Source organism: Micromonospora sp. HUAS YX12 (assembly GCF_040215685.1).
GTDB classification, from domain to species: domain Bacteria; phylum Actinomycetota; class Actinomycetes; order Mycobacteriales; family Micromonosporaceae; genus Micromonospora; species Micromonospora tulbaghiae.
Genome location: NZ_CP157974.1, coordinates 3,208,894 through 3,221,968, shown reverse-complemented (window position 1 = coordinate 3,221,968; position 13,075 = coordinate 3,208,894). Strand labels below are relative to the sequence as shown.

10 protein-coding genes are annotated in these 13,075 nt (G+C 76.5%); 5 read left to right on the top strand and 5 right to left on the bottom strand.

Annotation, left to right across the window (positions count from 1 at the left end; all coding sequences use genetic code 11):
• Positions 1-6: 6 nt before the first annotated feature.
• Complete coding sequence (locus ABIH81_RS15725; RefSeq protein WP_349880959.1) at positions 7-2,715, bottom strand: LuxR C-terminal-related transcriptional regulator; 2,709 nt, start codon at positions 2,713-2,715, stop codon at positions 7-9.
• A gap of 155 nt (positions 2,716-2,870) precedes the next feature.
• Here ABIH81_RS15725 and ABIH81_RS15720 point away from each other — a divergent pair, with 155 nt between their 5' ends.
• The 5 genes from ABIH81_RS15720 to serS all read left to right on the top strand — a co-directional run bounded on the left by ABIH81_RS15720 (position 2,871) and on the right by serS (position 8,314).
• Complete coding sequence (locus ABIH81_RS15720; RefSeq protein ID WP_349880958.1) at positions 2,871-3,314, top strand: hypothetical protein; 444 nt, start codon at positions 2,871-2,873, stop codon at positions 3,312-3,314.
• Positions 3,311-4,447 carry an alcohol dehydrogenase catalytic domain-containing protein gene (locus tag ABIH81_RS15715; RefSeq protein WP_349880957.1) on the top strand — a complete coding sequence of 379 codons (1,137 nt, stop codon included), beginning with the start codon at positions 3,311-3,313 and terminating at the stop codon, positions 4,445-4,447. Before ABIH81_RS15720 ends, ABIH81_RS15715 begins: the two co-directional genes overlap by 4 nt.
• 31 nt (positions 4,448-4,478) lie before the next feature.
• A complete protein-coding gene (locus tag ABIH81_RS15710; protein ID WP_349880956.1) occupies positions 4,479-5,654 on the top strand; it encodes a saccharopine dehydrogenase NADP-binding domain-containing protein in 1,176 nt (391 codons plus the stop codon).
• Positions 5,655-5,685: 31 nt separating this feature from the next.
• Positions 5,686-6,813 (top strand): MerR family transcriptional regulator, encoded by a 1,128-nt coding sequence (locus ABIH81_RS15705; protein ID WP_349880955.1) that lies wholly within the window; start codon positions 5,686-5,688, stop codon positions 6,811-6,813.
• 217 nt (positions 6,814-7,030) lie between these two features.
• Positions 7,031-8,314, top strand: coding sequence for a serine--tRNA ligase (gene serS, locus ABIH81_RS15700; protein ID WP_349880954.1), 1,284 nt, complete (start codon positions 7,031-7,033; stop codon positions 8,312-8,314).
• On the opposite strand, the gene ABIH81_RS15695 is transcribed toward serS, so the two are convergent.
• Genes ABIH81_RS15695 through ABIH81_RS15680 form a run of 4 tightly spaced genes read right to left on the bottom strand, consistent with a single transcriptional unit; the run spans position 8,301 to position 12,928 of the window.
• Positions 8,301-9,236 carry a cytochrome c biogenesis protein CcdA gene (locus ABIH81_RS15695; protein ID WP_349880953.1) on the bottom strand — a complete coding sequence of 312 codons (936 nt, stop codon included), beginning with the start codon at positions 9,234-9,236 and terminating at the stop codon, positions 8,301-8,303. The two genes, serS and ABIH81_RS15695, sit on opposite strands and share 14 nt — an antisense overlap.
• The gene (locus tag ABIH81_RS15690) at positions 9,233-9,841 is read right to left on the bottom strand and encodes a redoxin family protein (protein WP_349880952.1); all 609 of its coding nucleotides are present in this window, start codon (positions 9,839-9,841) and stop codon (positions 9,233-9,235) included. The genes ABIH81_RS15695 and ABIH81_RS15690 overlap by 4 nt, the downstream gene beginning before the upstream one ends.
• 16 nt (positions 9,842-9,857) lie before the next feature.
• Positions 9,858-11,324 (bottom strand): NADH-ubiquinone oxidoreductase-F iron-sulfur binding region domain-containing protein, encoded by a 1,467-nt coding sequence (locus tag ABIH81_RS15685; protein ID WP_349880951.1) that lies wholly within the window; start codon positions 11,322-11,324, stop codon positions 9,858-9,860.
• Entirely contained in the window at positions 11,321-12,928 is a 1,608-nt protein-coding gene (locus ABIH81_RS15680; protein ID WP_349880950.1) for a hypothetical protein, read from the bottom strand. Before ABIH81_RS15680 ends, ABIH81_RS15685 begins: the two co-directional genes overlap by 4 nt.
• Positions 12,929-13,075: the final 147 nt, after the last annotated feature.

Genomic DNA, 13,075 nt, shown 5'->3' with positions numbered 1-13,075 from the left:
AGACGGTCAGATCAACCGCAGCTCGCGCGCCCGCCGGACGGCGTCCCGCCGGCGGGTCGCGTCGAGCTTGCGGTAGATGTTGCGCACGTGCGTCTTCACCGTGTTGACCGACAGCGACAGCTCGGCGGCGATCTCCACGTTGGACAGGATGCTCTGCAGGTAGCGCAGGATGGTCAGTTCCCGCTCGGTGAGCGGCTCGTCGAGCGTCCGGGCCGGACCGTCAGCCGTCGCCGTGACCGGCTGCGCGTCCACACCCCGGACCAGCTCGCTCACCGTGGCCCAGTACGCGGTGCCGGTGTCCAGGTGCGCGGCGAGCAGATCCCGTACCCCGGGGTCGGCGCGGGTGAAGACGCGCCGGAAGCCGTCCGGCTCGGCGAGCGCCAGCACCTCCTCCAGCAGCCGGCCGGCCCGCCGGGCGTCACCGGACGCGCCGGCGAGCGTCGCGTCGAGCAGCCCGGCACCCAGCCGCACGGGCAGCGGCCAGTCCGCCGCGCCGGCCGCGGTCCAGTCGGGCAGCGCCCGCTCGGCGGCGCGGGCGTCACCGGCGCGCAGCCGCAGCCGCGCGGCCGCCAGCGCCGGTGCCGGCCCGTCACCGGCCGCGTCGAGCAGCGCCCGGGCGCCGTCGGCGTCGCCGACGACGGCGCGTACCTGTGCCTCGTCGGCGGCGAGCCGTTCGCCCAGCTCCGGGCCGGGCGCGACGGTCCGCGCCCCGGCGAGCGTGCGCAGCGCGCCGGCCGGGTCGCCGCCGTCGGCCAGCACCCCGGCCCGGCACAGCGCGGTGAGCGCGGCGCCGCCCGGCTCCGCGCCGGCCGGCCCGGCGAACGCCAGGTGGGCCGTGGCCTCCGCCGGCCGGTCCCGCTGCCAGTCCACGAGCGCCAGCGCCAGGTACGCGTAGCCGCAGTCGGACCGGGACGACCAGCCCTGGCAGGATGGCATCGCCAGCGCCTCCCGGGCCAGCTCCTCGGCGGCCCGCAGCGCGCCCCGGGCCGCCTCCAGCAGCGCGGAGCGGCTGACGCAGAGCAGCTCGGTACGTGGCCGCCCGGCCCGCCGCGCCGCCTCCCGCGCGGTGGCGAACCGGTCCCGGGCGGTGGACAGCTCCCCCTCGGCCAGCGCCGCCAGCCCGTGCGCGGCACCCGCCACCGCGCGCACGTCGTCCCGCTCGGCCGTCCCGGCGCGCGGATCGCCGGCATCACCGGCAACGGCACTGTCGGCGTCCGGGCCGCTCGGGGACTCGTCCGCCGCGATGGTGGCCAGCAGGCGGTCGGCGGCCCGGCGTACCTCCTCGTGGTCGCCGCCGAGCCGGGCGATGCTCAGCTCCACGGCGGCGGCCAGCCGGCCGAACCGGTCGCGGCGCGGCGCGGGCAGGTCGGCGGCGTCGGCCAGCGCCCGCCGCAGCTGCACGTCGGCGGCGGCCCGATCCCCGGCGTACGCCCGCTCGGCGGCCGCGGCCAGCGCCAGCTCCGGATCCCGGCGGACCGCCTCGGCGGGCGGCTCGGGTGGAGCCGGTACGGCGGCCGGTTCGTCCGGCGCCAGCTCGGGCCAGCGCGTGACCAGCAGCTCGGTGGCGTCGGCCCACTCACCGGCGAGAAGCACGTGCCGCAGCGCATCGGCCGGACGGTCGTGGGTGCCGTACCAGCCGGCGGCCCGCCGGTGCAGCTCGCGCACCTCGTCGGCGGGCAGCCGGTCCAGTTCGTCACGCAGCACGTCGGCCAGCAGCGGGTGCGGCCGGTACCACTGCGGGCTGCCGCCGTCCTGGTGGACGAAACCGCCCTCCCGGGCCGCCTCGGCGAGCAGGTGCCCGGCGTCGGGCCGCCCGGTCAGCGCGGCGGCCAGGTCGGCGTGGACCGCGACGGCCACCGCCACCCGGCGCAGGACGTCGCGGGTCGCCGGTTCCAGCGGGGCGAGCACCTCGTCCCGCAGGTACGCGGCGACGTCCGGCTGGTCACCGGCGAACCGTTCCACGGCGCGCGCCGGGTCGGCGCCGTCGCCGAGCGCGAGCGCGGCGAGACGAAGCCCGGCCGGCCAGCCGGTGGTGCGCTCGGCGAGCCGGGCCACGGCCGGGGCGGGTACGGCCACGCCGTGCGCGACGAGCAGGTCGGCCACCTCGTCGGCGGTGAACGCCAGGTCGTCGGCGCCGATCACGGTCAGCTCGCCGGCCAGCCGCCAGCGGTGCAGCGCCAGCGGTGGTTCGCTGCGCGCGCCGGCCACCAGCCGCAGCCGGCCGTCGGTGTGCCGGAGCAGGAACTCCAGCCCGGTCAGGGCGGCCGGGTCGGTGACCCGGTGCAGGTCGTCCAGGACCAGCAGCACGTGTCGTTCCCGTGCGGCGAGCGCGGCGGCGAGCGTTTCGAGCTGCTCGGGCCGGGGCGGTCCGTCCGGCACCGGCGGCGGCCCGTCGTCCGGGTCGTCGGCGGCGGCGGTACGCAGGGCCGCCGCGAGGTAGCCCCAGAACCGCCGGGTGGTCTCGCCCTCGGCCACCGTCACCCAGGCCGGTGCCGGCCCGTCCCGCTCCCCCCGCGCCCAGGTCGACAGCAGCGTCGTCTTGCCCCAGCCGGCCGGTGCGCAGACGAGCGTCACCGGCCCGGACGCGCCCTGTTCCAGCCGGTCCAGCAGCCGGGGACGCAGCAGGACCGGCTCGGGCGGCGCGGGCGGCGTCAACCGGGACGCCAGCAACGGCGGGCCGGGTGCGGCGACGACCTGGTCTGCCTCCTCCAGCATGCGTCCCTCCCCCCGTCGGTGCGGGCAGCGGTTACCCGGACCGCGCCGGTTCACCCCTTCCGGGCGAACCCCGCTCACCCGGGCGGCCCGCACGCTGTAGGCACGCGGGGCGGCCGGCCTGATGCGCCGGCCGCCCGGGGACGGCGGGAGGTCGGGTGGCGCGGAGCAGACGGCTGGCGGCCGGCGCGCTGGCGCTGGCGGGGGCACGGGTGCTGGCTCCGGCGGGCGCGCGGGTGCTGGCCCGCCGCCGGGCGCGTCGGGCCGGTACCGATCCGCGGCCGGGCCGGTGGCAGGTGGTGACGGTGGCTGCGGCGCCCGAACGGGTGCTCCCGGCCGGGCGGTGGCCCGAGCCGCTGCGCCGCCTCGACGGCGCGGTCGAGGTGTGGGCCCGTCCGGCCCCCGGCGGTCGCGGCACCGAACTGGCGGTCCGCCCGCTGGGCGGGGAGTGCACGCTCCCGGGATTCGCCGCGCACCTGGTCGGTGACGACCCGGGCCGGTTCCTGCGCCGGGTGCTGCGGCAGGCCAAGCAGCTCCTGGAGACCGGCGAGGTGCTGCGGGCGGACCGTTCGCCGCTGGACCGGCCGGGGACCGTGACGTGAGGGCGCTGTGCTGGGCCGGGGCCGGCCTCGTGGAGGTGCGCCGCGTCCCGGACCCGGAGCTGCGCAACGCCCAGGACATGATCGTCCGGGTCCGGCGAAGCACGACCTGCGGCGCGGACCTGCCGCTGCTGGCCGGGCGGGTGCCCGAGGCGTCCGCCGGTGAGGTGCTCGGACGCGAGTTCCTCGGCGACGTGGTCGAGGTCGGTCCGGAGGTACGCCGGCACCGGGTCGCCGACCGGGTGGTGGTGGGCGCGGCGGTGGCCTGCGGGGCGTGCTGGTTCTGCCGGCAGGGGCTGCCGGCCTGCTGCGACAACGGCACGAGCGGCGTGGCGGACGAGCCGGAGTGGGGGCAGCCGCCGGCCGGCGGTTACGGCCGGCCGGCCCGGCTGGGCGGCTTCGCCGGTGGTCACGCCGAGTACGTGCGGGTGCCGTACGCCGACGTGGGCGCGTTCGCCGTGCCGGAGTCGGTGAGCGACGAGCGGGCGGTGTTCGCCGCCGACGCCGCGCCGGCCGGCTGGTACGGCGCCGAGCTGGGCGAGGTCGCCCCCGGCGACGTGGTGGCGGTGTGGGGCGCGGGTGCGGTCGGCCAGCTCACCGCCGACGCGGCCGTGGCCCGGGGCGCGGACCGGGTGGTGGTGGTCGACGACCGCGACGACCGGCTGCGGATGGTCACCGGGCACGACGGCGTGGAGGCGCTCAACCACCGGTACGTGGACGTGCTCGCCGAGCTGCGCGAACGCAGCGGCGGCCGGGGGCCGGACGTGTGCGTCGACGCCTCCGGCGTGCCGGCCGCGCCGGGCCGGTGGCCGGTGGCCGAGGCGGACGGCGGGGCGGCGCTGCGCGAGGCGGTGCACGCCTGCCGCAAGGGCGGCGTGGTGGTGGTGCTCGACGCCCGGCCCGGGTTCGTGGACCGGTTCCCGCTCGGCGCGCTCGCGGACAAGGGGCTCGCGGTCCGCGCCGCCCGGCGCCGGGGCGGGGCCGCGATACCGGCGCTGCTGGACCGGATGGCCCGCGACGAGCTGGTCACCGAGCATCTGGCCACGCACCGGATGCCGCTGGAGCGCGGCGCCGAGGGGTACGCGTTGTTCCGGGACCGGGCCGACGGCTGCGTCCGGGTGGTCTTCACCCCGTGAAGGTGAGCGCTGTGGATGGCACACTCGGCGGATGCGCGCAGACCGTCCGTACGACCTCGTCCTGTTCGGCGCCACCGGTTTCACCGGCGGCCTGACCGCCGAGTACCTGGCCCGGCACGCGCCGGACCGGCTGCGCTGGGCACTCGCCGGGCGTAACCCGGACAAGCTGGCCGCGGTGCGGAACCGGCTGGCCGCGATCGACCCGGCCCTGGCCGAGCTGCCGCTGCTCACCGCCGACGTGACCGACCCGGCGTCGCTGCGGGCGGTGGCGGAGTGCGCCCGGGTAGTGGCCTCGACCGTCGGCCCGTACGTGCACCACGGCGAGCCGCTGGTGGCCGCCTGCGCCGCGGCCGGCACCGACTACCTCGACATCACCGGCGAGCCGGAGTTCGTCGACCGGATGTACGTGCGCCACCACGCCGAGGCGGTGCGCACCGGGGCGCGGCTGGTGCACGCCTGCGGCTTCGACTCGATCCCGCACGACCTGGGCGTCTGGTACACGGTCAAGCAACTGCCGGCCGACGGGCCGATCGCCGTGGACGGGTACGTCCGGGCCGGTGGCCGGTTCTCCGCCGGGACGTACCACTCGGTGCTCACCGCGTTCTCCCGTACCGGTGAGACGAGCCGGGCGGCGCGGGCCCGCCGGGCGATGGAGCCCGGCCCGGACGGACGCCGGGTCCGCGCGGTGCCGGGCAAGGTCGGCCGGGTACGCGAGTTCGGCCAGTGGGCCGTGCCGCTGCCCACCATCGACCCGCAGGTGGTCCGCCGGTCCGCGGCAGCCCGCCCCGAGTACGGCCCGGACTTCCGCTACCGGCACTTCGCGGCGATGAAGCGGCTGCCCACGGTGCTGGTGGCCGGCGTCGGGCTGGCCGGTGTGGTGGGGCTGGTGAAGGTGGCGCCGACGCGGCGCTGGCTGCTCGGGCGGCTCGCCTCGGGGCAGGGTCCGACCGCCGAGCAGCGGGCCAAGTCGTGGTTCCGGCTGCGGTTCGTGGGCACCGGCGGCGACCGGCGGGTGGTGACCGAGGTGGCCGGCGGCGACCCGGGTTACGACGAGACGGCCAAGATGCTCGCCGAGTCGGCGCTCTGCCTGGCGTTCGACGACCTGCCGGAGACCGCCGGGCAGGTCACGCCGGTCGCGGCGATGGGGGACGCGCTGCTGGACCGGCTGGTACGCGCGGGCATCACGTTCCGCACCCTGCCGGCGTGAGGTTGACCCTCGACCCGCTTGAGGTCACAGGATGACGGCCGTGGAGAGCGAGCTTCGCAGCATCGGGGAACTGGCCCGGACCAGCGGGTTGACGGTCAGCGCGCTGCGGTTCTACGACCGTTCCGGCGTGCTGGCCCCGGCCCGGGTGGACCCGGTGACCGGCTACCGCTGGTACACCGAGGAACAGGTGGGCCCGGCCCGGCTGGTGGCCGGGCTGCGCCGGGTGGGGATGCCGCTGGCCGGCATCGCCGAGGCGCTGCGGCACCGGCACCGGCCGGCCGAGGTGCACCGGCTGCTGGACGCGCACCTGCGCCGCCTGGAGGACGGCCTGGCCGACGCGCGTCGCGAACTCTCCCGGATCCGCAGCCTGATCGACCCGGAGGAGACCATCGTGACCACCCGCCTCGTGCTGTCCCGCACCGACCTCGCCGCCGCCGTGGACGCCGTACGCTTCGCCGTCGGCACCGACCCCGACCTGCCGGTCCTTTCCGGCGTGCTGGTGGAGGTCGAACCGGACGGGGTCCGGCTGGTCGCCACCGACCGGCACCGGCTCGCCGTGGCCCGGGTCGCCGGCACCGTCGACGGCCCGCCGGTGAGCGCGCTGCTGCCGGTGGCCGCCGTCGACGAGTTGCGGTCGTTGCTGGACCTCGACGGCGCCGACGCCGCCGAGGTCGTCGTGGCCACCGGCCGGGTGACGGTCACGGTGGCGGGCCGGCCGCTGACCGCCGTCCCGCTGCCGTACGACTTCCCTGATTACCGGCGGCTGCTGCGGGCGCAGCTCGGCGACGTGCCCACGTACCGGATCCCGTTCGACGGCGCGGCGCTGCGCGCGGCGCTCACCGCCGACGGCGTCCCGGTCTGCCACCGCGCGCACGAGGGTGTCGAGCACGAGGTGGTGGCGCTCGGCCTGGACGGCCGGGGTGAGCTGCGCCTGGTCGACCCGAACGGTGTGGTCGACGCCGGCGGCGCGGGCGGCGCGGATGGCGCGGGCGGCCCGGATGCGCTTCGGGTGGCGGTGAACCGGGAGTACCTGCTGGACGCGCTGGGGTCCGGCGACGGCCAGCTCGTGCTGGAGCTGGACGGCCCGATCGCCCCGCTGGCCGTGCGGCGGGCCGACGACGCGCACGCCTTCTCGGTCCTGATGCCGGTACGCCTCTGACGCCCCGGTCTCAGGCCCGCGCCCGCCGGTCCCGGCACCGCACCCCGGCAGCAATCAGTGACGGTGCGTGACGCCGCCGCCGTCCCCAACCCGTCACCCCGTGCGGACTTTGCTCTGCAGCCATGGCGGGCTGCGCGGGCCGGGCCGGGGCGGCGGGGGCGCGACGGTAACATCTGGAGGTCCCACCTGACTGCCTGGACGGAGGCGTACGAGCAGCATGCTCGACATGGAGTTGATCCGGAAGGATCGCGAGGCGGTGGCGACCGCGCTGGCGAAGCGTCTGGATCCCGCCGAGGTCACCCGGGCGCTGGACGACATCCAGCGGCTCGACCAGGAGCGGCGCGCCCTGATCACGGAGATCGACGCCGAGCGGCAGCGCCGCAAGGCCGAGGCGCGCGCGTACGCGGAGGCGAAACGGTCCGGCGGCACGCCGCAGCCGGTCGCCCCGGAGGCCGAGCGCAAGCAGCTCGCGGAGCTGGAGTCCCAGCTCGACGAGGTGCAGTCCCGGCTCCGTTCGGCGATGAGCGAGCTGCCGAACCTGCCCGCCGACGACGTGGTCGCCGGGGGCAAGGAGGCCAACCGGGTGGTGCGGACGTTCGGCGAGGCGCCGGCCATCGAGAAGGTACGCGACCACGTCGAGCTGAGCCGCGCGCTCGGCCTGGTCGACCACGAGCGGGGCGTGAAGCTCGGCGGCTCGGGCTTCTGGATGTACACCGGTCTGGGCGCCCGGCTGGAGTGGGCGCTGGTGAACTGGCTGATCGAGCAGAACATCCAGGCCGGTTACGAGTTCCTGCTCCCGCCGCACCTGCTGCTGGAGAGCGCCGGTTTCGCCGCCGGGCAGTTCCCGAAGTTCCACGACGACGTCTACCACATCGACAAGCAGTCGTCCTCGCGCGGCCAGTTCCTGCTGCCCACGGCGGAGACGGCGATCCTCGGCGCGTACCAGGACGAGATCCTGGAGACGCCGAAGCTGCCGTTGAAGGCGTTCGCGTACACGCCGTGCTACCGGCGTGAGGCGGCCGGTTCGCATTCCGACGAGCGCGGCACCGTGCGTGGCCACCAGTTCAACAAGGTGGAGATCTTCCAGTTCACGCTGCCGGAGCAGGCGGGCGCGGCGCTGGAGGCGATGGTCGGGCACGTCGAGGGCCTGGTCGGCAAGCTCGGTCTGCACTTCCAGACCAGCCTGCTCGCCGCCGGCGACTCGAGCGCCTCGATGAAGAAGACGCTCGACGTCGAGGTGTGGATGCCGAGCACCGGCAAGTACAAGGAGGTGTCGTCGGTCTCCTGGGCCGGCGACTACCAGGCCCGCCGGGCGGCGATCCGCTACCGCGAGCCGGGCGCGAAGCAGACCCGGTTCGTGCACACGCTCAACGGCTCGGCGCTGGCCACCAGCCGCCTGTTCCCGGCCATCCTGGAGCAGTACCAGCAGCCCGACGGCTCGGTGGTGGTCCCCGAGGTCCTGCGCGACAAGCTCGGCACCGACCGCCTCACCCCGCGCTGACCCGCTCCGTCCCCGCCGCACCCGCCTCTCCCCCGCGATCTTGCACTTCCGGCCCGCGAGAAGTCCGCTTCACCCCTTCCGCCCTGGCGCCAAGTGCAAGATCGCGGGAGCGAGGGCGGGTGAGGGCGGCGAGGAGGAGCAGGAGCAACGCCAGTGCGGCGGGGCCTGCGGTGTCGAGGGTGCTCACCAAGGTCTGCTGAATACCGGCGGCGGTGCGGATGACCGGGTCGGTGAAGGCGTCGTAGCGGCCCTCGGCCAGGCGTACCTCGTACCAGCCGTACCAGGCGACGTAGCCGCCCGCGACCAGCAGCACCAGGCCGCTCAGTCGCGGCACCCACGCGCCGGCGCCGCGCAACCGGGCCACGACCCGCCCGCGCAGCAGCGCCACGGCGAGCGCGGCCACCCCGGCCACGAGCGCCATCCCGAGCGCGTACGCCCCGAACAGCGCCAGCCCGCGCAGCGGCGACCCGGCCCGCAGGCTGGTCACCACGATCGCCAGGAACGGCGCGATCGCGCAGGTCAGCGACGTGAGCGCGTACGCCGCGCCGAACAGCGCCATGGACGGCCAGGTGCGGGTGAGCCGGGGCGCGACGCGCAACGGCCGGGGCGCGGGCAGCCGCCGGCCGGCGAGCAGCCAGCACCCGGCCAGCGCCAGCAGCACGCCGAGCGTCACTGTGAGCCACGGCAGCCGGGGCCGCAGCCAGTCCGCCGCCGGTGCCAGGGCCAGCCCGAACGCGCCGAACACCAGCACGTACCCGAGGGTGAGCCCGGCCGTCGCGGTGAGCGCGCGGCCGACCGCGCCGCGCCCGCCGCCGGGGCCGGCGACGAGCAGCGAGAGGTACGCGGGCAGCATCGCGAAGCCGCACGGGTTGACCGCGCCGAGCATGCCCGCGGTCAGGGCGAGCAGCAGCGCGCCGGTCATCCCCGGGCCAGCGTCCCGACCTGCCGGGTCAGCGCCTCGCCGTCCAGGAATCCCTGGTGGACGACCCGGCCGGTGCGGTCCAGGACGACGAACGTGCTCTGCTCGGCCACCTTGAACCGGCGCCACAGCGCGCCCGCCCGGTCGTCGATCTGGGTCGTGCCGCCCAGGTCGAACTCGGTGACGAACGACTTCATCGCCTTCTGCTCGCCGAGCCCGGCGACGCCGACGATCGGGACCGTGTCGCGGTAGGCCGGGGCGATCTCGGCCACCGTCCACGCCTGGCTGGCGCAGGTGGCGCACCAGGGCGCCCAGAACCACAGCACGACCGGCCGCCCGGCCAGGGCGGCGGCGTCGAACGCCGTACCGTCGAGGGTCTTGCCGGTGAACGACAGCGCGGCCGGCACCGGGGCGGGTGACGCGGACGCCGGCGCGGCGGCCGGCGACCCGGCGGCCGAGGGCGTGAGAGCCGGGGACGCAGGAGCCGGGGAAGCGGGGGCCACCGCGCCCGCCGGTGCGCCGCCCCCGGGTCCGGCCGCGCAGGCGGTCGCGGCGGCGAGCGTGGCGGCCAGCAGGGCGGCGGCGGTCACACGAACGGCGGTACGCATCGGCGGCTCCTCGGTTCTACTCGGCCCGGACCAGGCGGAGCGCGAGTTCGGGACAGACCTTGACCGCCTTGAGCGCGCCCTCGCGCAGCCACGTCGGCACCGGGGTGGGCGGGAACGCCGGGTAGCCGTTGCCGTCGAGCCGGATGAAGTCCGGCACCACGTGCGCGCAGAGCCCGTGGCCGTCGCAGCGCGACCAGTCCAGGGTGAGCTTCTGCGGGTTGGCGTCCGGCGCGCCGGGCAGGCCCATCATGCCCTTGACCCGCTTGCCGCAGCCCTCGCCGGTGGCGTGCAGCCGCAGGTCGTCGGCGAACACCTCCATCGCGGACAACGCGAACCGGGCGGTGCCGTCGGGGTGGCTGCACGCGCCGCGTCCCTTGACGTCGCCGGCCGCGGCCCGGACCAGCTCGACCGGGGCGCTGCCGGAGACCGCGAGGTCGACCGAACGGGCCAGGTCGGGCAGGCCCATCTTGCAGGGGCCGCACTGCCCGGCGGACTCGCCCGCCAGGTACCGCACCACCTGCGCGGCCTCGCCGAGCGGGCAGGTGTCGGCGCCGAGCGGCACGATGATGCCGGCGCCGAGCGTGCCGCCCACGGCGGTGAGCCCCTTGCGGGACACCTCGGCGCGGTCCGCGGCCGCCGCGGTGATCCACTTGCCGTGGTAGCCGCCCAGCAGGATGCCCGGGCCGGGCGGCACCTCGCACAGGTCGAGGATCTCCCGCAGCGGGGTGCCGGCGGCGCACTCCACCACGGCGGGGCGCTTCGCCGACCCGGTGACGGTGAGCAGCACGGTGCCCGGCTCGTCGTCGGTGCCGAGCGCGGCATACTCGTACGGGCCGATCCGGGCGGCGACGGCGAGCTGGGAGTACGTCTCGGCGTTCGACAGCAGCGTGGGCAGCCCGCCGACGCCGGAGTCGCTGGAGCGCTTCTTCGTGCCGGGCGGGATGTGCGGCAGGCCGTTGATGCCGTTGACGAGCGCGCCGCCCTCACCGGAGATGAACCGGTGCGGCACGGTGACGATCGTGGTGGGCACCGGCATCCGCCGTTCCTTCAGCGCCTCGGTCAGCGAGGGCCGGCCCACGTCGTCGTCGGCCACCCCGATCACGATCTCCTCGGCGTCGAGCGCGAACGCGGCGAGCGCGGCGCCGTCCAGGATGAGGTGCGGGGCGCGGGTCAGCAGCACCTTGTCCTTCCAGCTCGCCGGCTCCCCCTCGGTGGCGTTGACCACCACCACGGCGCCCAGGTCCTGCCGCTCGCAGGACTCCAGCACCGCGCGCAGCTTGCGGGCGAACGGGAAGCCCGCGCCGCCCTTGCCCTTGAGGTCGATCGCCTCGGCGAGCCGGAGCAGCGCCGCCGGCTCCATCGGACCGATCGGCCCGTGCACCTCCTCGTGGGCCAGCAGATCGAGCCGGCCGAACTCGGCGAACCCGGCGGTCAGGCGGGGCTCGCCGACACAGGCGACCGGTGGGACGGTCGTGCGCGTCACCGGGCCTCACCCCGCAGCCCGGCCCAGTACGCGCCGTCGACCGCGTCCGCGTCGGCCCGCTTGCGCCGGCTGGAGCGGCTCTCCTTGGTGGCCCGCAGGGCCCGGCGGGAGGCGAGGTCGACCAGCGTGGGGGTGTCGTCGACGAACTCGTCGTCGGCGGCGTAGCGGGCCGGCGGGCGCCAGTAGTCCGCCTCCTCCGGCACGTCCTCCTCGTCCCGGTAGCGCCGGCCGGAACCACTGAGCGGCTCGGCCGTGACCGGGGTGCCGGAGATCGGTCCGGCCGAGATCGGCTCACCGGAGACCGGGCGGGTCTCCCAGCGGCGCGGGCTGTCCCACGGCTCCTCCGGCTCGTCGGTCGCGCGCGGCGGCGCGGAGTAGCGGGCCACCTCGGCCGGGGTGGCGTACCGGCCGCTGTCCGGGGGTGCGGAGTGGCGACCGCCGGTGTCCGGCGGCGCCGAGTGCCGGCCGCCGCTCTCCGGCGGCGCGGAGTACCGGGCGACCAGATCCTCGTCGTCGCGGGACCGGCGGCTCACCCGCTCCTCGGTCCGGGATCGGCGGCTCACGCGCTCCTCGTCGTCGCGGCGACGGCGGCGGGGCCGCTCGCCGTCGGCCCGGCGGGCAGGCGCGTCCGGCTCGGCGTCGCGCCGCCGGGCGGCGGCCGCGCGGACCGGCTCGCGCAGCGATCCGGGTTCCGGCACCACGGGTACGGCGAACCGCTCCGGGTCGCGCCGCCGGGCGGTGCCGGCCGGTGCGGTCCAGGTGGCTGTCGCCTCGGCCCAGCGGCCCCGGCCGGCGCCGCTTTCCTCCTTGTCGGCGGCCTTCTTCCGGGTGAGCGCGGCGAACACGCCGGTACGCTCCTCGGCCTTGCCGGCCATCGCCTTGTTGAGCGCGACCGCCTGGTGCTGCTCGCGGCTGCGCTTGCCGAGGTGGACCGAGACGCGCACCAGCAGCGCCATCACCACGAGCACCACGCAGGCGACGTAGCTCAGCACCACCCAGGCGGCCGCGGGGCGGCCGGCGTTGAGGCCGTGCACCAGCGCGAACGGCCAGGACACGTACGCCATCGAGTGCAGCGCGCGCCAGAACCACTTCGGGCCGACCCCGGCGAACCGGACCCGGATGATGCCGGTCCAGAGCACGCCCACCATCAGCAGCGCGGCGACGGTGCCCAGTCCGACGTAGAGGCCGCTGCCGCTGAGGAACGGCACCACCGCGTCGGTCGGCCCGGCCCGGCCGATCGCGACCTTGGTGATGACGTGGAAGACCAGCCCGGCCACGCCGAGCACGCCGGTGGCGCGGTGCGCCGACTGGAGCAGCACGCGGTGCCGGATGAGCAGCACCAGGCGGTCGGTGGCGAGCAGGCCCAGCATCACTGTGATGCTGAGCGAGACCAGGGCGACCACCCCGGCGAAGAACTCGGTGAAGAAGAATCCGTACGAGTACATGACGCCGCCGGCGCCGGCCAGCTCCACACCCGCCCACGCGAGGCCGAGCGCGGAGGCGGTCAGCGCCACCATCGCGGACTTCGACATCGTCCGGGCACCACGGCTGGTGGTGGTGGTCCGGACGGTCGTCGCCTTCTCGTTCTGCTGTGCCCGGGCCATCTGCTCCTCGATCGTCTCGCGGCGGCGCCCCCACCGGCCGACCCTGCTCCCACCTCAGGTACGGAGGGACGGCGCGGACGGATCACCTCCGGTGGCGAATTTCTCGGCCGGATTCTCGAACCGTCCGGAGCGGACGCGCGTGTAGCG

Excerpts from the sequence above, each read along its gene's own strand:
- ABIH81_RS15690 (WP_349880952.1), bottom strand. The coding sequence starts at position 9,841 with ATGCGTACCGCCGTTCGTGTGACCGCCGCCGCCCTGCTGGCCGCCACG.
- ABIH81_RS15710 (WP_349880956.1), top strand. The coding sequence starts at position 4,479 with ATGCGCGCAGACCGTCCGTACGACCTCGTCCTGTTCGGCGCCACCGGT.
- ABIH81_RS15725 (WP_349880959.1), bottom strand. The coding sequence starts at position 2,715 with ATGCTGGAGGAGGCAGACCAGGTCGTCGCCGCACCCGGCCCGCCGTTG.
- serS (WP_349880954.1), top strand. The coding sequence starts at position 7,031 with ATGCTCGACATGGAGTTGATCCGGAAGGATCGCGAGGCGGTGGCGACC.
- ABIH81_RS15695 (WP_349880953.1), bottom strand. The coding sequence starts at position 9,236 with ATGACCGGCGCGCTGCTGCTCGCCCTGACCGCGGGCATGCTCGGCGCG.
- ABIH81_RS15680 (WP_349880950.1), bottom strand. The coding sequence starts at position 12,928 with ATGGCCCGGGCACAGCAGAACGAGAAGGCGACGACCGTCCGGACCACC.
- ABIH81_RS15705 (WP_349880955.1), top strand. The coding sequence starts at position 5,686 with ATGACGGCCGTGGAGAGCGAGCTTCGCAGCATCGGGGAACTGGCCCGG.